Origin of the sequence: Wenyingzhuangia aestuarii, assembly GCF_011927765.1 — a bacterium.
GTDB classification, from domain to species: domain Bacteria; phylum Bacteroidota; class Bacteroidia; order Flavobacteriales; family Flavobacteriaceae; genus Wenyingzhuangia; species Wenyingzhuangia aestuarii.
Map to the genome: position 1 here is coordinate 32,690 of NZ_JAATJG010000013.1, position 21,422 is coordinate 54,111.

Here is a 21,422-nt window from a genome sequence, read left to right on the forward strand (position 1 = left end):
TATTAATTTTAGCAGCTTATCAAAGTCAATATTATACCACATAGTTAATTCCATTAAAATCAGGAGTAGCAAAATAACCGCTCTCTAATACTTTTTTCACTTCAATTTCCTGAGGGGGACCATAACCATTAATCTCTGGAACTATATAACTAGATCTAACTAATTTTCTATGTGCAATTTCAACACCTTCAACTGCTTGAATTTTATTATCTAAATCTTCCAACACAAGTTCACCATCAAATGAAAACTCTCTTTTAAATTCCTCTATTGCATCCTCTACAGGCTTTCTACCTGTTTTACTACTTACTCCAGAAACATCTAAAACCAATGGATTTATGTAAATATCATAGTCTAAATAAAGAATATCAGGCAATGAGTTTACAACAGAGATTCTATTTCCTGCAAATTTGATTTCTTTAAAATATGCCTCAATAGAAGGAATGGTGTCTAAAGGAACTGGTGCTAATTCTTCATTCTCTTCACCTGCAATTTTTACAACGATTGTTCCTGGTTTCTCACCATCATTTACCGAAGCATTTTTTATAATCATAGAAGCCGTAATTTGGTCCTGTGTTGCACCGGTATTATCAAAAACATCAGAATCTGTTACTAAGTCAAAACCATGTTGATACTGCAAAGCCATCGTTCGGTACCAGGTTAATCTACCTCGTTTTTGATCTCTAAGCTTTTCTGTCATTTCTTTTTCATGCTGATCAAATAAAAGCCCCATTAAATAAATAGGATAGGCGATCACATCAAATAAAATATTTTCAAAACTCACCAAAGAAAACTCATCTTCAAAAGTCTTACCTTCTGTTAAACCATATAATGTTTTTACCACATTATAGCTCACAAACTTGGTGGTCATTTCTAATTTTATGTCTTTTAAACTCTTTGCCATTATCTTACTATAAATGTGGATCCTATTTCCATTTCTCCAATTCCAAAATCATCTGATTCTTCTTGCTGGGCTACACTAATAGCTGTTGCAGGTTCATCATGTGATTTAAAAAAGCTTACAACTCCCGTTTTAGTAATTGTACTTGCTTTGTATTCTGTTTTTAAAACAGCATCATCGGTTACACTTACATTATTTAACAAAGCCATTTCTAAGGCATTTTCATAACTCCCTGTTAATTGAGTTACTTTATCTAAAAAAGACTGTCCTTGTTTTACTTTACTCATAATGTGCTTCAATTTTTACACTACCAACACTATATAGATCCAACTCCGTTATCTTTAATCCATCCTTAGAAAATTGCTCCCTAATTTCGTGTCTGTAATCCAATAAGTCAGAATCTAAAGTGATATCTCCAATACCAACACCAAGAGTTGGATTTGCTTTAAAATCATTAGGATGAGCTATTAAAATCAAAGCCTTGTTTTGTTGTAGTGTATCTCCAATTACAATTCCTTGAATTATTTTACCATTAGCATCCCTTACTGGTTGTATTTTTACATCCATTAATTCACCGTTACTATCGGTGTTGTCTACTAATTGTATTGCTATATCTTTCATATCAACTTAAATTACCTACAAAAGTTCCTGTAACCGTACCCTGTGGTGTTATCAAACCTGATGTATAATTTATTTTAGCAGTTTTTATATATGCATCCATTAAATTGGCAAACCTTTCTGCAAATTCATCATCTGCGTTTTCCTCTCTGGTTCGCATATCTGTAAACAAAGCCTTAAAATCTTCTTTTAACTGTACTTTATCTAATGCCATTTTAAACTACTTTAAAAGCTTTTTAAAATTATTTTCAAAAAGCGTTAATGATTGTATTGTTGGAGGTAGTGGAGTTCCTGAAGGACCTACACCAGTACTTACTGTTATTTTACTTATTAGCTCTTTTAATTCTCCAAATAGATCAAGCAAAGAAGTGTCATTGTTTTTAACAGAAACTTTACCATCAGAACCATCTACCAAGAACTCTAACCCATTTTGTTTAAAATGAATAGACTGTACTTCATCTATTTTTACAACTGTTAAATTGTCTAATTCACCAGTTAAACTCATTAGTAGAACGTTGGTACCTACTTTGGGAGTGATTAATAAATGATCTGTATTATCACTAATAGTTGCTTTTAGTTTTACATCTGTTAATACAAGGCCATCAATTTCTACAAAACAAGAATCTCCATCAACTTCAACAACCTTTGCAGGTATTGGTAAACTATTCTGAAAACCAACAATTACACGTAATAGTTTTTTTAGTTCTGCAGCTTTATCCATTAGCTCAATTTTATTCCTGGTGTAATTGTTCTAACAGCCCCTTGTGAGCTTATTTTTGTGGTTACCGAAACAACATAATACCAACCCAACTTATTTAGATAATCTTCGTCTTTTATCCTTGCTGAATAACCAGGAGAAACATATGGAATAAGCCATGTGTCAAAAGTTCCTTCAAACCGTGATTGAGCTTCTTTTTTTAATGCTGATTCAGCAATTTTTTTCATAGATTCCTCACTCATGGGACCTACTTTTATACTGATCTTATTTCCTCCAGTTGTTCCTGCAGTTAGCTTTTTAACTTTACCATCTTTACCGGTACTTTCTATAATTATTTCGGTGTTGTCATCAACTTTGTTTTTAAATTCAAGTGAGGAATTTTCAATATTTTTTTGCATCGAATAAAAAACTTCTCCAGTCTTGGCTACATATGGAGGATGTATATGTAGCACCTTATTATTGGTATCAAAATAAATATTGGCTTTTGTTTCCTCCTGGAGCTTTTTCAATACATCATAACCAGTTGCATTATGTATCGTAAACTTTTCATAAGTAATACCGTAATCACAATCAACTGTGTAACCTTCATCTATTTGATCAACTATATATTTTCCTACTTCTTTTAAAGAGGTTGGTTTTAGTTCAACACTTTTAATTCCTTTCCTAAATAAAAACAAAGCATCTTCACACTTAATTTGTAAAGAGGAATCTTTATTTACTATTTCCTGTACATAACCAACAAACTCAGTTTTAAGATCTGAATCATAACCTAACTTTATTAATACCTTAGAACCTCTCTTTATTTTACCTTCAAAATTCAAAGCAGTATTCATTACGGCTTCTGGTAAACTAATAGTGGCCACATCTGTTAAATTGTCTACGGATGCAATAATTTCTAATTCGTCCAAAATAGCGAGTTGAGTTCTTTTACCTTCCGTTTCAAACTCTACATACCAATTAATTGCATACATAACATTACTTTTAATATTCTCTACTTTAGCTTTTGTTTGTGGCAGGTTTGCTGAGTTTCCTGTCATACTTACCATTCCGATAAACATGAATAATCCTAAAATAATTGCTCTCATAATTAATCTTCTATATCTAATAACAGTTTAAAAGAACTGTCACTATACGCTTTAATCTCATAAGCCTGAACATTTTCACCTTTGGTAAATGGCCAACTAAAATCTTCTATTACTATATTATTAATCCCAGACAACTGTAGTAACTCACATTTTACCTGTATACTCTTAGCGGCTGTCATACACTGTTTAAGACTTTCAAAATCCTCTTTAGGAAAACATTCTGCTACATCTCCAACTTCTTTATCTCCTAAGAGCACTCCAGTAATGGTAATTTCATAATCTCCACGAGACCAGTGTTCTTTTACAGTTCCTTCTCCTTTTTTAGTTTTAGCAACCTTTCTACGAATGATATTGTTCTTACTACTAAGAGATATTAAAGGCTCATAAGGAAGCATAAACCATGTAATTCCTTCATCTATGGACATTTCTAAAGGGAAAAACTGTTGGTCTTTTGGAGTGGGTGGGTTTGATTTCCACAACTCATCTTCAGAAACTACAGAACCATTGTTACTATTAACACCCGTTTGTCTTGTAAAAGGCAAAAAGTTAATAGGCGGAATTACATGTTTCATTAATTCGTTTTGAACCGCTGTTAACCTAGGTAACTCTTTTACAATCTTAGAACCAACCAAAGAAGCATATAATATGTCTGTGTCTTTTAATGCCATAACTAACTACTTGCTGTTGATGCTAATGCTAATACACGTAAAAGAGCATCGGTTGTTTGATCTTCCATTTGACTAACACTTTCTTTAAATCCTTTGTTTTCTATATTTAAAACCCCTATTAAATCATTCAGTTTAATGTTAATGGTTGTATTCTTTCTTCCTCCAGTAACAGCTTTACTATTACTTTCAGAATTCTGTGTGTTTTTATTGTTAGATAAATTTGTAGTAAGTGTTTTACCTCCAATAGTAGGTGCTGATATTCCAAGCTTTGCAGACAAATCATTTTTTAGATCTCCTAAGTTTTTATCATTAAAACTTAAACTGGCTCCAGCCTGTTTAAAATGGTCTAAAGCAGACTTACCTTGTTTGATGATTTCTTTACCTTCATCAACAATTGCTTTTTTACGAGCTTCAGATTGTTTCTTTATTTTTTCAAGCCCTGCATTTGCTTCATCTGCATTCCATAAACCTTGAAGTTTATACCAACCAATCATAATGGATTCAATACCCGAAAGCAACAAATGTTCTAGTCCTAGCCAAGCTATTTTAACATAACTAACATAACCACTCCAAACAGCTTTCATACCTTTCATAGTATGATCCCACATTTGACCCCATCCATCAACTCTATAAATCAAATAACCTATAGCAGCAATTGCAGCAATAATACCAGCAACAATCCAAGTAGTAGGATTGGCCAACATAGCTGCGTTTAATTGCCACCAAGCAGCAGTTTGAAGCTCTAAAGCATAAAACTGAATGGTTGTCCATGCTGACATTGACATTGATGCTATTTTTACAACCCCCATAGCAGCTGCAACGGTAAATAATGTTCCTGCAATTACCATCATTACCGGGTGTCCTTCTTTAAGCTTATCGTTTAAATAAGATACTCCTGAGCTAACAGCTGTTAGCGTATAATTAGCCAAATCTAACAACAACATAGCAACTGGACTAATAGCCCCATAAATAGCGATAAACTTATCAGTAAAATTATCCATGACAGTACTTGCACGACCTCCTAATGTTCTGGACATTTTTTGAGCCATATTGTGGAACTTTCCACCTTCCTGAGTTACTGTAATAAATGCATTTTCAACCATAGAAGTAGTTACAAGTCCTTTGCTCATGTCTTCTTTTAATTGTCCAATACTTTTACCTGTTTGTTTGCTTATTTGGTCTAATGGGTTAAACCCGGCATTAATCATTTGCAGTAAATCTTGACCCATTAATTTACCCGTACTACTCATTTGAGAATAGGCAAGGGCTAAAGATTTCATTCGCTCCTGGTTCCCTCCAGCAATATCTCCAATCGCTCTCAGCGTAGGCATTACTTTTTCTGATTCAATACCAAAACCAAGCATCGTTTTAGCAGCATCTCCAACTCCTAATTTTCTAAAAGGGGTGTTTTTTGCATACTCTTTAACTTCTTTAAAAAATTGCTCACCAGCAGCTTCACCACCTAACAATACATTAAAAGAAGTTTTTTGCATTTCTTCCTCAATACCTACTTTAATAGCTTTTGCTCCAACAGCTCCAGCAATCACCAAAGGATTAGTGATTAAATTAGCAAAGGGAATTTGTCCAAATGCCTCTCTAAAATATCTTTTGGTACGAGATCCACTAATGGTCTCAAACCTTCTTACTCTTTGTTCTAGTTTTTGAATCTCCGTATTGTACCTACGAATACTTTTAATATTACTTGCAGGAATCCAATCACGTTCAGATTTTAAATGCTCTAACTTTTGTCTTAAGGCTCCAACAGCATTACCGGTACCTCTCATAACACGATCTACTTCTTTGCTTTGACCTTCCAGTCTTGCAAACACATCTAACGCCGCACCAGAGTTTACACCAATCTTTTTAAGTTTGGCACTCATGGAGTCGTTCAGACTTAGTGTGTATTCTAGTAAATTCGACATTATTGTTAGGTGTTATTCTCGTTTTCTGATTTAGATTCTTGTTGTCTAATCCATCGTAGTTCAACTACATTCCGTGCCCATTCATTAATGGAAAGTTGATCAGGATCTATCCTGGCATAATACTTAAGCATAAAGCTCTCTTTCCTAATCCAGCTCGTCCATTCAAACATCAACTTACACCATTCACTCTCTGTAACTGTTTGATGTTTCTTTTGAGGAGACTTAGGCTGAGATTGTTGAACTTTGGGCGAATCCCACTCTAAAGAAGCCTCCTCTAAAGCTTTTCCATTTCAGAAGTAACTACTTCTATAGACTGTAACATTTTATCTGCAGCTGCAGATAATTCAGCTTCATCTACTGGAATATCATCACCTGCTAAATAGCAAAGCTTAAATAAGAAAATATTATAAGTGATAAACTTTCCTTCCTTTAACAAATACTGAGCACCTTCAATCTCTTTAATTTTAGGAGATCTTACAATGAAGCTTTTCCCTGTACCAATAGTGATTTTAAAAATATTCCCATGAGCGTTTTTATACGCTTGTATTTGTTCTGGTGTAATGTCTTTAATAGCCATAATTAAGCGTTGTTTTTAATTCTTAAACAAACAAAGGGTAGTGTAATTTCTTGGAATTTACTTCCTTGCTCATCACTTACCTCTTCTTCTAAAAATCTAATCCCCGAAGCTCTTGTAGTAGTCAAAGCATTTCCTTCACTTGGATTACCATAGTTAAATAAACCATCTAATGAAAGACCTAGAACGGTTCCGTTACCTGATTTTACTAAAGCCTCATATTCTGATCTTAACAACTTAATCTCCCCCTCGTACTTAATATTTCCACTCTGAACAGAGTGAGGATGACGACCTTTTGCGTACAAAGGCTCACGCTCTATACTTGTTTTGTATTTTACAGCTCTAATACCTGTTATATCTCGACCTCCTAAAATTAAAGTAAGGTCTGCCCATTCGTATTCTCTTGAATCAAAATTTGCCATTGTGTTAGTTGTTTAAGTTTACGTTAAAGCCTAAGTTTATTTTAAACCATCGGTTTGTACCTTTAGGTCTAACATATAAATCCATTTTAGTAGTACTTGTAGTGGCAACATTTACCGTTGTGTCAAAAGTTGCTTTTACTCCTAAATCGTTGTTGTCTGTTTTATCTCGAGACAATTCACCATTTGCGGTCATTTGGTTAAAAATAGCTTCCTCTACCAATCCCTCAACTGTTTTTGCATAAAAAGGATCAATGGTACCATCATTTTGCAAATCAAAATCTTCATTAATTTCATTGGTAGCAATACCGTGAGCAATCCTATAAGCCTTATCAATAACACGCCTTCTGGAGACATATCTATAATCATCATCTGGATTGGTCGCTAAAGGATCATCTGTAATATAATACCCTGCTTTACCCACGTGAGTTCTTAATGTGATATATCCTTTATCATGTAAAGCTTCTACATCATATTCTTCCACAGGAGAATCAACGATGTAAGCATTTAAAAGCTCTAAAGCTCCATCCTTTACTTTACCAGGATTAGAACTTACTGGGATTCTAGCCAAACGCCCCATAATTACATGAGTTACACAACCCAAACTAGCAGGTACACCCGTTCTTTTTTGACCAGAACCAACAACAATACCTACACGGTTATTATCTTCTAATTCTAAGTCTGGTAAATCTGCATGTACTCCTGTAAATGCATAAGCCTCAATCAAAATAAAGAAGGGAGCAAACTTACTATTGATATAGTTTTCAGCAAATAGTTGTGCTTTTTGCTTTGCTAAAACAACATCCTCATCCATTCCATCAGCAACAGTAATAGCTTCTGTAGGATCATAACACGTAAACAAAGCATTGATTGCACCATTAGCCACATTTAACAATGTTTCTGCAGGTACTTTACCAGTTCCTGCATCTGCAGTAAACCAATCACTAACCTTTGTGTCTTTAGCAAAAGCATACAAATACAATTCAGTACCTTCTCCAGCTTCCTCGTAAAACTCTTTTAAAGTGGTGTATAATTTATGATTGTCTAAGTCAGGTAAAATACCTAACGCTGCAACATCTGTCATTCCCGTTAAGAAATAGCTTGTTTCTAATTCAAAGGTATTAGCAACTGCAACGGCTGATGCTAATAGTCCAAACAAACCATCTGCACTAGCAACTACAGAACCTACATTCCCGTTACTAAATTGTATATCCGCTCCTGGTAAAGCCATAGTTTTTTATTATTAAATTAATTACTCCGTTTCATCAGTTCCCGCTCCAGAACTAGCAGCGGTTAACTCCTCAATTCTTTTTGCACCTGCAGCTAAAACTGTTTTTGCTTTTTCATCCTTTAAAGCATCTTCTACAGCTTCAATAGTTTCTAAAACTTCCACCGCCTTAGCTCTATCTTCAGCAGTTAATTTCACCTCTTTTTCTTTCTTTTCTGGTTTATGATCTTCACGCTTGTAAGATTTTACTTCTTTCTCTTTTAAACCTTTTGCGTGGTTTTTAGCCACTAACACATCAAAGAATCTATTACCATCTGATGTCTCATGGTACTCTTTTAAATTCTTATGTTCTTGGAATACTTCTACTGGTGTCATATGATTTAATTTTTATCGTTTTCTTTTTTTGTTTTGTACTTGTTTACAACTCCTTCAATAGCTCCACCTCCAAAATAAAAGGAGACAATTACAAGGACTATTGTTCCTAACCCCTCATTGTTGTAATTATACAATTCAATAACATGTTCTGCATTTTGCTTCATTAGGACTAAAATAAAATGAGCTATAGATGTGATTAAGTGAACCATTAAATAAACCCCTGTAAACATTAATGCTAAGAATCTTTGAGCAATCTTATACGGCTCATATAGCTTTAAAAATTCCTTGTGATAATCAATACCTTCCTCTGATGTTAATATTGATTTATCAACGCCACTAATGATACTTTTTCCTAGTTCTCCAGGAGAAAATATTTTACCTACGGTGCTAAAGAAATTTTTAAACATGCTATTTGGTTTTATTCATTCTACGGTACTCTAGTAATCTCTCTTTTGGATAAGCTGATACTTTAACCTGGTTAGATTGATTACCACCTAACACATAAACAAAGTCTTTAGTTTCTCTAATAAAAAAAGCAACATGACCTTTCCAACTTTGCTTAGATTCCCTCCAAAAAACAACAACATCACCCAACTCTGGAGTTTCTACTTTTTCGCCAATTTTTAACCAACTTCTAGCGTTTAGTTTTTTAGAACTTTCTACACCTGCTTTTAAACAAACCCAATTTGCAAATGCTGAACACCAAGCGGTTTCATCTTTTAATTTAGTTCCATCAAAACCAATCTCATCAAAGTATTTTACGATCTCTAGGTTGTCTTTTACTCCCTTTATCTCTTTAATTCCGTATTGGCTAAATGCTACACTTATAACAGCTATATTCATTCTATTTTCTCTTTTCGTAATTGTTTGTATTTCCTCAGCTCATCAATCAACTGTCTGTTAATATCAATAAGCTCCTTTCTTTCTTTATCTAAAAAACCAATCTCTTCAATGGCTTTTTCTAGTCTCTTAGCTAAATCATCAACTAATCCTTGATAATACTTAGCAGATTTTTCATCGTTCTCTATTTGTAAAGCTCGTATCTGCTGTTTTGTTTTGCCTTTTGCAAAACCCCATGTAGTTAAGGCAGTCAAAAAAGATGCAATAACTGGATATAAAAAAGTTTCTAACATGGTGTGATTTTGTAAAAAAAGCCACTACTACTTTTGTAGTGGCTTTTTATTGTTTAGTATTATTCTGTTGGATTAAATAATCGCTCCAATTCTTTCAGTCTTATAAGGTGTTACAATAAAGTAATGTCTGTAAGAAAGGTCATTTGATTGACGAGTAGGATTAATTGCTGCAGGTGTAAAATACTGAGTAGTAATACCTGTTTTCTTTGCAATAGCATCTTTAACAAAAGCTACAGATGCCGTTTTATCGGTTGGATCTGCAACAACACCATAAGGTCTCTTTGCACCAGCTGCAGTAAATAATGGCATTGCAATATATGTATGCAATTCAAAACCAGCAATTACAGGGTTTGGCTTTCCTTTAGCATAATCAATTAATTGATTACCAAAGTTTTTACGATCTAACAATAAATCATTCCAGTGATTGGTACACAAAACTAATCTACGGTCTTCAGCAGGCCACTCACCATCATCACATTTTCTTTTAAAAGCCACTAAATCCTCATAAGTCAATAATTTTCTACCATCAGGATCTGTTAATCCTTCAGTTCCTCCCGTAGCTGCTAAAACAGGTGTTTTAACTGTATTCGTTTGTGGAGCAATTGCGTGAATTGCTTTTTTGTTCTTAGTGGTTAAGATAGGTCTTGTAGTACCTTTAGTAGCTGTATCAATAATATCATAACTAGAACCTAATGTTTTATCATCTGGTAACGTAATTACTTTGGTTTGATACTTATCTAAAGTGATTTCAATAGTACCATCTTCGTACTCCTGAAAAGGAATAGGATAAGTAGTATTGTTGATTAAAATTTCTGCTTCAAACTCAGTTGTAGGCACATAAATTTTATTCATTTCTGTAGGTGTACCTCCGTTAATTTGTGTAACGTTTACATCTAGCTCCATAATACCTTCTAAGAAGGTAGCAACATCTGCGGTGTTTAGGTTTTGAATTACTCTACCTAACCATATTTCTGGAAAATTTGCTGGCATTTTATTTAGTTTTTAGGTGTGAATATTTTTAAATACTGGCTCAGGTTTTCGTTTTTAAACGACAATTGAGCTGCAGCATCTAGCTTAAAAAAGTCTTCAGCTGTTTTTACTTCAGAAGGATCTTGTGCTCCTTCATTAATTTCAGCATTCAAGCTTTTTTTCTTTGGAATAGAGGCTAGAGTATTCTCTAACAATGTTGGGTTTAAAACTCCTAGTTGCACAAATTCAGCTTCTTTGTCAGCAGTAATTTGTCCAGCCAACACAGCAGCAGATACTTTTTCTTTTACCGCTTTTAATTCCGCAGTTTCCTTAGCATCTTTAAATACTTTGAGGTCCTTTTTGTTTTTTTCATTTTCGGCACTCAACGCAAGTACTTTTGCATTAATAGCATCAACATCAACCTCTTCAGTTGTGTCTTTCATTCCTAGCGCTACAAAAGCAGCTGCGGATAAGGTTACTTTCTTCATATTATTTGTATTGTGATTTTCTAATTGTGAAGCGGTTTGAATAGACAAACACAGTTGTTGAATCTTTTCTTGATCCATTAATTGTGCTTTTCCATTTTCGTCTTTTATATAAAGAGCTACTGAGTTTGAGTTTGATGGGACTGGAACTATAGAACATTCGTATAACTCACATTTAGTAAGCACTAATTTTCCATCAATCAGCTTTAAGTCTTTAGGATCAAAGAAGAACCCCATAGAGCAAGATTTTATAAATCCACGCTCTACCTGACCCGCTATTTTTTGTACTGATGGTTCCGCAGTGTCAAATTCAGGTTCAGCCATTAACAGATCACCCTCAACACTAATATTTAACCACCTACCTAAAACGGTATGATTACTCAACCTATGGTCATCCAACATAATTGGGTTACCGTTGAATCTTTGTAATGCAATACCCGATGTTAGCACATAAAAACCATAGCTGTTTTTTTGTGAAGGGTCATTAAATACAAATCTTAATTTCTTGTTTTCTGGCATCCGTTTTTATTTATGTTCTGCATCTATCGAGCACAAATATTGGCAGTAAAAACGGTGTAAAAAAAAAGTTGAAAAGGGTGTTAACACCTTTGTAAACAAAGCTTTTAACACTATAAACCCGCTTTACACTTTTTTGATTTGGAGGTATGGTTAACTCAACTTTGTTCTTAAAATCAAAGAATGGGACGTACAAAAACAGACGAAAAATCACATGCTAAAGAACTCTATTTAAGAAGTGAAGGAAAGCCTGATGTTGCTGAAATAGCAAAACGTGCTGGAGTATCATTAAGAACTTTACGAAAATGGATAAAAGAGGAAGATTGGGACAAGCAACGTACGTCTGTTTTAATTACACGTCCTAAAATTATAGAGGGCTATTACAAGCAATTAGAACTATTAAACGATCATATTGCAGATAGGCCTATTGTATATGATATTCCAGATGCTTTGTTAAAAGGAACAAAGCTAAAAGATAAAAAAGGAGTTGAGTATGTAACGTACCCAGACTACAACCCTGAAGACTTTCCTATTAAAGTAGGAAACTTTCCTACTTCAAGTGAATCTCACCAGATCACCTCCATTACCAATGCCGTAAAAAAACTAGAAACGGAGGTTTCTTTGGCTGAAATATTTGAAGTATCAACTGGTGTTTTAGAAATGGTTAAGCAATCAGATTTTGAACTTTACAGAACACTATTACCTGTTTTTGATGATTACATAACGCTTAAGTCTAAAAAGTAATGACTATTAAAACAGAGAATAAAAAGTACCTAGAGCTCTGGGAAGAGTACAAAGCAAATGCTTTTAAATCTAGTCCTGTAGACAAGAGTGAAACGCCTTCAGAAAAAAGAAAGCGTATTGCTTATTTAGAAGTACATCCTGAAAAGTGGTTTAAATACCATTTTTCCAACTTCTATACTTCTGAACCTGCACCTTTTCACTTAGCAGCTACTAAGCGTATTCTTAAAAATGCAGAATGGTACGAAGTACGTTCATGGTCTCGTGAGCTTTCCAAGTCTGGACGTACCATGATGGAAGTATTGTTTTTAGTTCTAACAGGTAGAAAGAAAAACGTATTAATGGTTTCTAATACTAAAGACAATGCAGAACGTTTGCTATTGCCTTATAAATTACTGTTAGAAACTAGTGAAACTATTATTAATGATTATGGTGTTCAGCAAAAAGTAGGGAAATGGGAAGCAGATGAATTTGTTACCAAAAAAGGAGCAAGTTTTAGAGCTTTAGGTGCCGGACAATCTCCACGTGGTACCCGTAACGATGCTGTTAGACCAGACGTTATTTTAATTGATGATATTGATACTGATGAGGAATGCAGAAATAAAAAACGTATCAAAGCCAAAGTAAAATGGATTAACGAAGCTTTGTATGCTACACGTTCAGTGTCTGAACCTTTGTTGTGGATTGCTTGTGGAAACCTAATTGCAAAGTTCTGTTGTATTACAGAAATGGCTAAAGTGGCTGACAAGCACGAAATAATTAACATTCGTGACAAGGAAGGTAATAGTACATGGCCACAAAAAAACACAGAAGCTTTAATAGATAGAACACTTTCAAAAATACCGTGGTCGGCTCAACAAAAAGAATACTATAACAATCCTGTGTCTGAAGGAGACACTTTTAAAGAAATAACATGGGGTGTTTGTCCTCCTTTAAAAAGTTGTGACCATGTAATTATTTATGCTGATCCATCTACCTCTAATAAAGACAGAGGAAAAAGTAAACAAGCCTCTCACAAAGGAGTTGTGATTGTAGGAGCAAAAGGACGAAAACGTTATGTATATAAAGTTTGGTTAGATCAAACAAACAATGCAAATTTTGTGGATTGGCTTTATGAAGCCTACGAATACATTAAAGAAAAAGGAGTAGATAGTGCAAGGGTTCATGTTGAAAACAACTCTTTACAAGATCCGCATTATACACAGGTCCTTTTACCATTAGTATATCAAAAGGCTGATGAATATGGCTACACCGTACCAATAACTCCAGACACCCGTAAAAAGCCTGATAAATTCTTTAGGATAGAGGGAACACTAGAACCATTAAACAGATTAGGAAACTTGATTTTTAACATCGCTCAAAAAAAAGAGCCTAACATGGTTCGTATGGTGGAGCAAATGTTAGGAGTATCAGAAGATGCAACTGTAATGGATGGACCCGATGCATTAGAAGGAGGTTGCTGGTTATTAAACAAAAGGACTGTAAGAACTGAAACAAGTTATGCTATGGGTGCCATAGCTAACCGAAAATATTAAGACTATGTTTTTAAATAAAGAAGATTTAGGAAGTGTTATTTACAACTATCAGATAGATCAAATAACAGAAGGGAATGATGACTTAGTTCTAAATGCCATTGCTGCAGCCATAGACCAAGTAAAGAGTTATTTAACGGGGAACAACCAAAGGGAATGGATAGACGGACGTATTGTTTATGATGTTGAAGCCATTTTTAACAGCGTAGGAGCTGCACGTAACCCTTTAATATTAGCACACACTAAAACCATTACCAAGTGGTGGATTGTTGAGTTATGTAATGCCGATGTGATTCAAGAACAGGCAGAAGATCGTTATGATAAATCTGTAGCATGGTTAAATCAATTAGCAAAAGGAGAAGTAACGTTAAGCACTTTACCAGTATTAGAACAACCCAATACAGAAGACGAGGAACAAACAGAACCTTTTAGAAGTGGTTCAAGAAAAAAATTTAATCACGAGTAATTATGGCTAAGAGTAAAAAAATATACAATCCTCAAAAGAATCAAAATTTAAGTCCGGGTGCTGTTGTGACTAGTTCTTCGAATTTAGCCAACCAAATTGCTCCTAAAGCGGTTTCTCAAACTCGTAAAGACATTAAGGACTGGAAAAAAGGAGAGCAATTGGCTAGTATGATTGACAATCCTAAATGGTACCTGTTACAACAATTACTAACAGAGGTTAGAAAAGACCCTTTGTTATTGTCTCAAATAAAGAATAGAGATCTAAAGTCTCTATCTAAAAGAATACTTCTTAGAAAACCTAACGGAGATATTGACGAGGAACAAACAGACTTCATCAACAACGCCATTTGGTCTCGTGAAATTAGTCAACACATACTAGATAAAAAGTATCATAAAATATCTTTGATTGAGTTTTCTTTTAATAAAAACAAAGAACTTGAAGTTACTTTAATTAACAGAGACAACTTAGATCCTGTTAATGGGTACCTATACAAAGATTACTATGATGTTCATAAAATTGATTACCGTAACGCTAGAGAATACGGTACATGGGTTTTAGAGTTTGTAGAAAAGGAAGGTTTTGGACTGTTAAACAATGCAGTACCTCATGTATTATTTAAAAAGTTTGCTCAAAGCTGTAATTCTGAATTGTGCGAAATAGCTGGTATTCCTCCACGTGTCATGAAAACCAATACACATGATAAAGGAATGATGAACCGTGCAGAAAAAATGATGCGTGATTTAGGTTCTGCAGCTTGGTTTATTATTGATGAAAGTGAAAGTTTTGAGTTTGCCGAAAATGTAAAAACAAACGGAGACCTTTACACCAATTTTATAAAACTTTGTGACGATCAAAACTGTTTGTTAATTAACGGAGCTATTATTGGCCAAGACACTAAAAACGGAAGTCGTTCAAAAGATGAAAGTTCAAGAGAGGTATTACAGGAGTTGGTAAATGCTGATTTGGTTGATTTAAAACAAGAATGGAATAGCAAGGTTATTCCGGCATTAATTAAGCTAGGAATACTTAAAGGAGATGTTGAGTTTGATTTTGAAGATGCTGAAGATTTAGACCAGTTGTTTGAATGGACTGAAAAACTATTGCCGTATAAAAACATAGAAGATAAATGGTTTATAGATAAGTTTGGAATCCCTGTTACTGGAGATAAAAACCAAAGCAATCCAGATGGTAAAGCAAAACTACATTTAGGTGTTGATTCAAACGACCCAAACAATTTTTTCGTTTAAGCCCTAAAAGTTATTTTGGGGCATTACACAACCGTATCGATTATTTGTATGATTGTGAGTGCGGAACTTGTAAACATCAAAAAGAGCAAATCACACTTGCTTTAGAAGATAATTTTAAACCTGTTTTAAATGCTGTTAAAAAGGCTTTAAAAACATTACATACAAAAGGAAATTATCACCCTAAAGATTTAGCGGACACCAAAGAATATATCCATTTAATTGATGCAACTAACAATGTGTTTAATTATGCTTTAAAGCAGGTAGATTTATCGCCCACTATGTTAAAACATCTACAAAATGATGTATATACATTTTCTGCCGTAAAAACACATACACAATTGTTAGAGCTTTCTCGTGAGCTTTTAACCACTGAGAAACAAATTAAACCTTTTGCAACTTTTGAACATGATGTTTCTAAAATAGTAACAGCATATAATAGTCACTATTTAGAAGCTGAATATGAATTTGCTGTAGGAGGATCTCAAATGGCTGATAGATGGGAAAGCTTTAGTGATGATGAACGTTATTTATTACAATACCGTACGGCCAATGATGACAAGGTAAGAGATTCACATGCTGTATTGCACAATATTACGCTACCTAAAGATGATCCTTTTTGGGATAAGTATTTTGCTCCCAATGGGTGGAGGTGTAGATGTTTAGTAGTACAACTATTAAGAGCATTACATAAAACATCTGACAGTAAAAAAGCTATTGAGTTAGGAGAAAAAGCTACTACTGCTATAGATAAGAATGGAAAAAACAAACTAGAAATTTTCCGTTTTAATCCTGGGAAGAAAAAAATAATTTTCCCTCCAGACCATCCATACAATAAAGTAAAAGGAGCTGATTTTGTAAAAGAAGAAGTAAGAAAAGGTAACATTAAACCAGAAGCTTCTAATTTACCTGCAGGAATAAGTGATTATGAAAATAAACTAGGGATAACTGTTGATAGATCCTTCTTTAATCACATTCAACCAGACACAAAGTTTACAACTACAAATGTAGGCGGACAAACAGGAAAAGGAGCGTATTATTTACCAAGTGAGAATACTGTAAAAATACCTATAGACCGTAGAAGAAAAAAAAGTAAATGGAAAGCAGAAAGTGTTGTTTATCATGAGTTTGGACATGCTATAGATTGGCAACAAAACTTAAAGGATAATCCGTTAGTTAAAAAACTAATGGACAAATACAGAAAGCTATATGCTAAAGACAGTAATAAGTTGTTTAAAGATTTAGCGGAAAAAGCAAATGATAGAGGTGTTCAGTCTTATATTAAAAGTGACTGGAACACTATGGAACAAACAGGAGGATTTGATGACACCTTAATGTCTTTAAATAGCAATTTTGGTAGAGGACATACTAAAGCGTATTTTAAAATCAAAGGTCGTTCAGAAGCTGAATTTTTAGCGCATGCTTTTGAAAATAGATTTGCAGGAAATAGTGTTTTTAAGGAATTAGCACCTGACTTGTACGAAGATTCTAAAAAGTTAATTGATGAATTACTAAAACTAAAATAGTTATGAAAGTAAAAATTGGAGATACCGTTTACAATGCAGAAGAAACACCTATAATGTTGATCTTAACAAAACAAGACAAAGAAAATATTATAAACATGGATGCAAAGGACACTAAGTTTGTGATTTTTCCAGATAACAGTGATAAAGAAGAAATAATAAAATGGTCTAAAGAGACCTAAACAAGAACAATATCCTCAACTGTATATTCGTCAAGGTTCTCAGAATTTTTAACAGCTAGTTTTTTACCAAGCTTTTCAGCTTTTTCTAACAAATTAAAAATCTCTGAATGAACATGATTAAAGAGAGTACCCAATAATTGAGCATACTCATCCTGTGAGCTACCTGAGTAGTCACGCTTAGAAAGTTTTAAGTATAAATTTTGCCCGTTCATAAAAGCAAAGATATGGATTTCAAACAAATAAGTCAACAAATATTAAAAGATGCTAACACAGAGCTTAGTCAGGAGTTTGACAGAAACTTTGAACGCAAGGCTTTTTTTAATGAAGCATGGAAGTCGGACAAGTACCCAAACAGTAAAGGATCTACTTTGGTTCGTTCTGGTAAAGGACGTAGAAGCATACAAAACCCTACTACTACAGACACAGATATTACCTGGTCCAGTAATTTGCCTTACATGAAGATTCAGAATGAAGGTGGAGAAATAGAAGTCACTAAAAAAATGAAAAGTTTCTTTTGGGCAATGTATTATAAGGTGTACGGAGGCATACAATTTAACGTGAGAAAAAAAGCAATGGCAAATACACAACGTAATAAAAGGTTGTCTGCAGAAGCTCAAAAATGGAAAGCGATGGCCATGCAACCCGTAGGAACTAAAATGAAAATTGAACAAAGGCAGTTTATTGGAGAACACCCAGAAGTACACCGTATTTTAAAACAGGTGGTAGATGTTAATATGAAAGAAGTTGAGCAAAACCTTAAAAATAGTTTAAAAAGATGATACATTTTATTCCCGAAATACAAACCAAGTTATCAGAAATACAAAGCATTGCTTATGTTGATGAAGACACGGGACAATTGGATAATTACAGTCCTAACTTTCCTGTTAAATGGCCATGTGCATTGATAGATATTTCTAGTGTTGTTTTTAGTGACATTGGTAAAGACCGTAAAAAAACACCTATAAATAGACAAAACGCATCTGGAGATATTGTAATTACGGTAGCTAATTTAAAACTAACCAACACTAGCAAGCTTGCTCCTGTAGGACAAAAACAACACGCTTGGAGTATTCACGAAGAAATACAAAATATACACGAGAAACTTCAAGGTTTTAGAATTCTTGAAAACACAAGTAGATTGGTGCGTAAACGCTTTAGAAGAACAAAGAGAGATGATGGTGTGCAACAGTATGAAATTACCTACGGAATAGAAGCTACAGATGTTTAGAACAAACTTAATTGAGACTTTTCAAACTCATCTAGCTTTTTTAAATCACCTTTAATATTGGTATTTAAGACCGTGTACAGGGTTTGTTTGCTAATACCAAACTTAGGATATATAAAATCACTATGTATTTTTGTCATCGTGATATAGCCTTTAAACTGATCGTAAATTTCCTGATAGTATTCAGCTATCAAGTTGTATCTGTACAACTTGTTACGTTCCGTTCCAATTTTCTGTTTGATAGCCTTACACATAAGACAAAAATAAACCCGATTTGCTAGATTTGCAAATCGGGTTTTATATGGTTTCTAATTTAATGGATTAGGTTATTCTTGACTTATAATTTCAGTAACATTACCACTGAAATCAACTCTAGCAGAAACAGTGTTTATTACTTTTCCTCCAAAAGCGTTTGATCCTCTAAACTTTGTTATTACATAAATATCATCTCCGTCATCTCTGAAACGAGTTTCAATATGTTCGTAGCTATCAGGATCATTCATACTTTTCTTAATTAAAGCGGTTAAACCTCTGTGTGAACCATCCCAAGAACTAAATTGACTTTCTACTTTAATTTGTTGTTCGGTTTTTGGTGTTCCATCTTCATTTATTTTACTTCCATCGTCATCACTTCCAAATGCAATAAAAATAAAGAAGCAAACTGTTAAAACAGAAAGAAGGTGTTTAAGTAAATTTTTTGTTTTCATACGTTTTTTGTTTTTATAGTTTTAAATTGTGTTTGTGTTATAAATGTTAGTGGGAGAAGAGCAGCTATAATAAGTAATATTAAATCTACTCTATCAAATGTACCAGGTACAAATCCTAAAAGTTGACCTAGTTCAGAAAACAGTCCTATTATTGGAGCTAACATAATCCAAAATACAGATTGCTTGTTTAATTGACACCTCCATATAATTAATGTGATGTAAGTGAAAGAAAACAACCACAAAGCATCTGGAAGGCTATACTTTATCCAATTTGGCAACTCTAAATTTAGTAATTGTTTGTTTGTACGTAGAACTACTACATATTCAGAAAGTCCAATTTTATCAAACCAATCAAACATAATTAAAGATTTAGTTCTGTATGTAATATAAATTAGACCACCTAAGAAAACTGGTAAAGCTCCTATAATTATTCGTTTTATCATTTTTTACTTTTAGACATCAAGAATAGTGTTTATTTAAAAATAAAAAAAGCCATCCAAACAAATTATGTTTAGATAGCTTTAATTTTTATTTATTTTATAGCTTGAACACGTAAAACAAAACGAACACTACGTCTCATATAACGTTCTCTATTGGTTAAGTTTTGAGTGTCTACATGAATATGTTTCAATACTTCATCTGCAAATTGTCTTTTGCAATCTTCAATTTGTCGCTCCAACCTCAAAGGATCTCTTTGTAACTCTCTATTATCAATATCAATAGAAATATCTTGCTCCATTACTACAGTTTCAAATTTCAAATTATCAACTTTAAACCTATCATTTAATGACATGTATGGTATTCTATGATTATAGCCTATATACTCCATTAGTTCCTCTCTAAGAAAGGCAGCCAAGGCTCTTTTAATTCTTTTTTTAATTTTTTTCATTCTGTTAACGATTAATGTTTTTTTAATACTCACCTACATTGTGAAGTTTGTTAAATGTTTTAGAGAGTTCTTTATGTACTTTAATATCTTTTTTTGTTCTGTTTACATAAATAATTCCTTTTAAATGCTCCCAACCTTCTTGCTCTAGCCAAATATCAAAGTCAGTCTTTTTGGTTGTTTTTTCAAATATCTCTCTAGCCTTGGCAAATACTCCTTGCATTTGCTCATACGTAAACTTAAATTCTTTTAGTTCTTTTATCCATTTATCGGCTAGTTGTTCCGGTGTTGATTTGTTCATGATTCCTCAATTTCTCCGTTAGCTACTAATTCTTTATACTCTTTACCCAGTACAGGCTTTAATTCTTTCCAACAACCAGGACAAAAATAATTGTCGCCTGCATCTGTAAAAGAAGCTTCAATATTTACATCATCCCTACAAGCTTCACAGGTTACTAAACAAGGTTCTTCTATGTCATCAATAACTATATAGTTAGGATCTGTTACTCCTATTGGTTCAACATTACAGTTACATTTGTGTTTGTCATCAAAATGATGAAAGCTAGTTTCAGATTTTCCAAAACCCCTTAAAGGTTCATTCAAATACTCCTTTCTAAAAAAACGTTCACTAGTTGACTTATCCAAAGCTTCTAAAAGTTCTTTATGAAAAGTGAATGATTGTTCTTTGCTACAAAATTTAGGCGGCATTGCTGGTGTATGTTTAAAGTTTGGAAGCTTGTTAGTATAACTTTTTTTATTAAACCATCTTCTTAGCACGTAGCCTCTTAAAATACTTGCTACGGTGTAAATTGCTGTAATTCCTAAATTCTTAACTGGAGTACTTTCAAAACCAAAAGAAGGCATTACTATAAAAGTTAAACAAAGACTAAAAACAAAACCAACAAACGTATTGGTTAAGGTTTCTATAAATGATTGTTTTTTAGTTTGCATATTATATTATTTTTTAAACATTGTTATTTCTATCCAAACATTCAATCATTTGCACAGCTACAGCAGCTATTTGAACTACCTCTTTTCTGTAATTATTTAAACGTTCTTTCTGTGCAATTCCTTGAACTAAATCACAAGCTTTTTCGCCTTCCATATCCAAAGCAGGATGGTTAAAATGATGCTCAAGAGCTTCTTTAGAAGCTTCGCCTACTTCCTCCATAAGAATCGGCATCCATTCCATAGGCGAATGATTTTGTTCTCCCCATTTCTTGTCTTGTTTTTTTCTTTCTAAAACAATTTCTTTTAGTATTTTTTCCATCACTCTATTTATTATAATTATTCCAATAGCTCTGTGGC

General features: G+C 33.6%; 33 protein-coding genes. 8 read left to right on the forward strand and 25 right to left on the reverse strand.

The window, feature by feature from the left end:
- Positions 1-31: 31 nt before the first annotated feature.
- The 17 genes from GGR97_RS11970 to GGR97_RS12050 all read right to left on the reverse strand — a co-directional run bounded on the left by GGR97_RS11970 (position 32) and on the right by GGR97_RS12050 (position 11,611).
- Positions 32-901, reverse strand: coding sequence for a nucleotidyltransferase (locus tag GGR97_RS11970; protein ID WP_167898759.1), 870 nt, complete (start codon positions 899-901; stop codon positions 32-34).
- The gene (locus GGR97_RS11975) at positions 901-1,185 is read right to left on the reverse strand and encodes a hypothetical protein (RefSeq protein WP_167898760.1); all 285 of its coding nucleotides are present in this window, start codon (positions 1,183-1,185) and stop codon (positions 901-903) included. The genes GGR97_RS11970 and GGR97_RS11975 overlap by 1 nt, the downstream gene beginning before the upstream one ends.
- Positions 1,178-1,519: a hypothetical protein gene (locus tag GGR97_RS11980; RefSeq protein ID WP_167898761.1), complete on the reverse strand. Its 342-nt coding sequence runs from the start codon at positions 1,517-1,519 to the stop codon at positions 1,178-1,180. Before GGR97_RS11980 ends, GGR97_RS11975 begins: the two co-directional genes overlap by 8 nt.
- Position 1,520: 1 nt before the next feature.
- Complete coding sequence (locus GGR97_RS11985; protein ID WP_167898762.1) at positions 1,521-1,730, reverse strand: hypothetical protein; 210 nt, start codon at positions 1,728-1,730, stop codon at positions 1,521-1,523.
- A gap of 6 nt (positions 1,731-1,736) precedes the next feature.
- Positions 1,737-2,237 carry a HypC/HybG/HupF family hydrogenase formation chaperone gene (locus tag GGR97_RS11990; RefSeq protein WP_167898763.1) on the reverse strand — a complete coding sequence of 167 codons (501 nt, stop codon included), beginning with the start codon at positions 2,235-2,237 and terminating at the stop codon, positions 1,737-1,739.
- Entirely contained in the window at positions 2,237-3,319 is a 1,083-nt protein-coding gene (locus GGR97_RS11995; RefSeq protein WP_245229499.1) for a hypothetical protein, read from the reverse strand. The genes GGR97_RS11990 and GGR97_RS11995 overlap by 1 nt, the downstream gene beginning before the upstream one ends.
- 2 nt (positions 3,320-3,321) lie before the next feature.
- Complete coding sequence (locus tag GGR97_RS12000) at positions 3,322-3,987, reverse strand: DUF6046 domain-containing protein (RefSeq protein WP_167898764.1); 666 nt, start codon at positions 3,985-3,987, stop codon at positions 3,322-3,324.
- Between the two features lie 2 nt (positions 3,988-3,989).
- Positions 3,990-5,909 carry a tape measure protein gene (locus GGR97_RS12005; RefSeq protein ID WP_167898765.1) on the reverse strand — a complete coding sequence of 640 codons (1,920 nt, stop codon included), beginning with the start codon at positions 5,907-5,909 and terminating at the stop codon, positions 3,990-3,992.
- Between the two features lie 274 nt (positions 5,910-6,183).
- Entirely contained in the window at positions 6,184-6,486 is a 303-nt protein-coding gene (locus tag GGR97_RS12010; protein WP_167898766.1) for a hypothetical protein, read from the reverse strand.
- A gap of 2 nt (positions 6,487-6,488) precedes the next feature.
- Positions 6,489-6,905 carry a hypothetical protein gene (locus GGR97_RS12015; protein ID WP_167898767.1) on the reverse strand — a complete coding sequence of 139 codons (417 nt, stop codon included), beginning with the start codon at positions 6,903-6,905 and terminating at the stop codon, positions 6,489-6,491.
- A gap of 4 nt (positions 6,906-6,909) precedes the next feature.
- Entirely contained in the window at positions 6,910-8,133 is a 1,224-nt protein-coding gene (locus GGR97_RS12020) for a DUF2586 family protein (RefSeq protein ID WP_167898768.1), read from the reverse strand.
- A gap of 21 nt (positions 8,134-8,154) precedes the next feature.
- A complete protein-coding gene (locus GGR97_RS12025) occupies positions 8,155-8,505 on the reverse strand; it encodes a hypothetical protein (RefSeq protein WP_167898769.1) in 351 nt (116 codons plus the stop codon).
- 5 nt (positions 8,506-8,510) lie between these two features.
- Entirely contained in the window at positions 8,511-8,912 is a 402-nt protein-coding gene (locus tag GGR97_RS12030) for a hypothetical protein (protein WP_167898770.1), read from the reverse strand.
- Position 8,913: 1 nt separating this feature from the next.
- Positions 8,914-9,348, reverse strand: coding sequence for a TIGR02594 family protein (locus tag GGR97_RS12035; RefSeq protein ID WP_167898771.1), 435 nt, complete (start codon positions 9,346-9,348; stop codon positions 8,914-8,916).
- Positions 9,345-9,638 carry a hypothetical protein gene (locus tag GGR97_RS12040; protein ID WP_167898772.1) on the reverse strand — a complete coding sequence of 98 codons (294 nt, stop codon included), beginning with the start codon at positions 9,636-9,638 and terminating at the stop codon, positions 9,345-9,347. The genes GGR97_RS12035 and GGR97_RS12040 overlap by 4 nt, the downstream gene beginning before the upstream one ends.
- A 72-nt stretch (positions 9,639-9,710) precedes the next feature.
- The gene (locus GGR97_RS12045; RefSeq protein WP_167898773.1) at positions 9,711-10,628 is read right to left on the reverse strand and encodes a hypothetical protein; all 918 of its coding nucleotides are present in this window, start codon (positions 10,626-10,628) and stop codon (positions 9,711-9,713) included.
- A gap of 5 nt (positions 10,629-10,633) precedes the next feature.
- The gene (locus GGR97_RS12050) at positions 10,634-11,611 is read right to left on the reverse strand and encodes an HK97 family phage prohead protease (RefSeq protein WP_167898774.1); all 978 of its coding nucleotides are present in this window, start codon (positions 11,609-11,611) and stop codon (positions 10,634-10,636) included.
- Between the two features lie 180 nt (positions 11,612-11,791).
- Here GGR97_RS12050 and GGR97_RS12055 point away from each other — a divergent pair, with 180 nt between their 5' ends.
- Genes GGR97_RS12055 through GGR97_RS12080 form a run of 6 tightly spaced genes read left to right on the forward strand, consistent with a single transcriptional unit; the run spans position 11,792 to position 17,296 of the window.
- Entirely contained in the window at positions 11,792-12,352 is a 561-nt protein-coding gene (locus tag GGR97_RS12055) for a phage terminase small subunit-related protein (RefSeq protein WP_167186199.1), read from the forward strand.
- Positions 12,352-13,884 (forward strand): hypothetical protein, encoded by a 1,533-nt coding sequence (locus tag GGR97_RS12060; RefSeq protein ID WP_167898775.1) that lies wholly within the window; start codon positions 12,352-12,354, stop codon positions 13,882-13,884. The genes GGR97_RS12055 and GGR97_RS12060 overlap by 1 nt, the downstream gene beginning before the upstream one ends.
- A gap of 4 nt (positions 13,885-13,888) precedes the next feature.
- Positions 13,889-14,347, forward strand: a complete 459-nt coding sequence (locus GGR97_RS12065; RefSeq protein ID WP_167898776.1) for a phage protein Gp36 family protein — start codon at positions 13,889-13,891, stop codon at positions 14,345-14,347.
- Between the two features lie 2 nt (positions 14,348-14,349).
- Complete coding sequence (locus GGR97_RS12070) at positions 14,350-15,594, forward strand: phage portal protein family protein (RefSeq protein ID WP_167898777.1); 1,245 nt, start codon at positions 14,350-14,352, stop codon at positions 15,592-15,594.
- Positions 15,595-15,638: 44 nt separating this feature from the next.
- Positions 15,639-17,117: a phage head morphogenesis protein gene (locus GGR97_RS12075; RefSeq protein WP_167898778.1), complete on the forward strand. Its 1,479-nt coding sequence runs from the start codon at positions 15,639-15,641 to the stop codon at positions 17,115-17,117.
- 2 nt (positions 17,118-17,119) lie between these two features.
- Entirely contained in the window at positions 17,120-17,296 is a 177-nt protein-coding gene (locus GGR97_RS12080) for a hypothetical protein (protein WP_167898779.1), read from the forward strand.
- Here the strand turns inward: GGR97_RS12080 and GGR97_RS12085 are convergent.
- Complete coding sequence (locus tag GGR97_RS12085) at positions 17,293-17,508, reverse strand: hypothetical protein (RefSeq protein ID WP_167898780.1); 216 nt, start codon at positions 17,506-17,508, stop codon at positions 17,293-17,295. The two genes, GGR97_RS12080 and GGR97_RS12085, sit on opposite strands and share 4 nt — an antisense overlap.
- Before the next feature lie 12 nt (positions 17,509-17,520).
- On the opposite strand from GGR97_RS12085, the gene GGR97_RS12090 reads away from it, so the two are divergent.
- Entirely contained in the window at positions 17,521-18,075 is a 555-nt protein-coding gene (locus GGR97_RS12090; RefSeq protein ID WP_167898781.1) for a hypothetical protein, read from the forward strand.
- Complete coding sequence (locus tag GGR97_RS12095; protein WP_167898782.1) at positions 18,072-18,524, forward strand: hypothetical protein; 453 nt, start codon at positions 18,072-18,074, stop codon at positions 18,522-18,524. The genes GGR97_RS12090 and GGR97_RS12095 overlap by 4 nt, the downstream gene beginning before the upstream one ends.
- On the opposite strand, the gene GGR97_RS12100 is transcribed toward GGR97_RS12095, so the two are convergent.
- The 7 genes from GGR97_RS12100 to GGR97_RS12130 all read right to left on the reverse strand — a co-directional run bounded on the left by GGR97_RS12100 (position 18,521) and on the right by GGR97_RS12130 (position 21,384).
- Positions 18,521-18,775 carry a hypothetical protein gene (locus GGR97_RS12100; protein WP_167186175.1) on the reverse strand — a complete coding sequence of 85 codons (255 nt, stop codon included), beginning with the start codon at positions 18,773-18,775 and terminating at the stop codon, positions 18,521-18,523. The genes GGR97_RS12095 and GGR97_RS12100 overlap by 4 nt on opposite strands.
- A 72-nt stretch (positions 18,776-18,847) precedes the next feature.
- Complete coding sequence (locus tag GGR97_RS12105) at positions 18,848-19,228, reverse strand: hypothetical protein (protein WP_167898783.1); 381 nt, start codon at positions 19,226-19,228, stop codon at positions 18,848-18,850.
- The gene (locus GGR97_RS12110) at positions 19,225-19,671 is read right to left on the reverse strand and encodes a hypothetical protein (RefSeq protein ID WP_167898784.1); all 447 of its coding nucleotides are present in this window, start codon (positions 19,669-19,671) and stop codon (positions 19,225-19,227) included. The genes GGR97_RS12105 and GGR97_RS12110 overlap by 4 nt, the downstream gene beginning before the upstream one ends.
- 89 nt (positions 19,672-19,760) lie before the next feature.
- Entirely contained in the window at positions 19,761-20,117 is a 357-nt protein-coding gene (locus GGR97_RS12115) for a hypothetical protein (RefSeq protein ID WP_167898785.1), read from the reverse strand.
- A gap of 22 nt (positions 20,118-20,139) precedes the next feature.
- A complete protein-coding gene (locus GGR97_RS12120; RefSeq protein ID WP_167898786.1) occupies positions 20,140-20,415 on the reverse strand; it encodes a hypothetical protein in 276 nt (91 codons plus the stop codon).
- Complete coding sequence (locus GGR97_RS15265; protein WP_209272376.1) at positions 20,412-21,065, reverse strand: DUF7220 family protein; 654 nt, start codon at positions 21,063-21,065, stop codon at positions 20,412-20,414. The genes GGR97_RS12120 and GGR97_RS15265 overlap by 4 nt, the downstream gene beginning before the upstream one ends.
- Positions 21,066-21,078: 13 nt before the next feature.
- The gene (locus GGR97_RS12130; protein ID WP_209272377.1) at positions 21,079-21,384 is read right to left on the reverse strand and encodes a nucleoside triphosphate pyrophosphohydrolase family protein; all 306 of its coding nucleotides are present in this window, start codon (positions 21,382-21,384) and stop codon (positions 21,079-21,081) included.
- Positions 21,385-21,422: the final 38 nt, after the last annotated feature.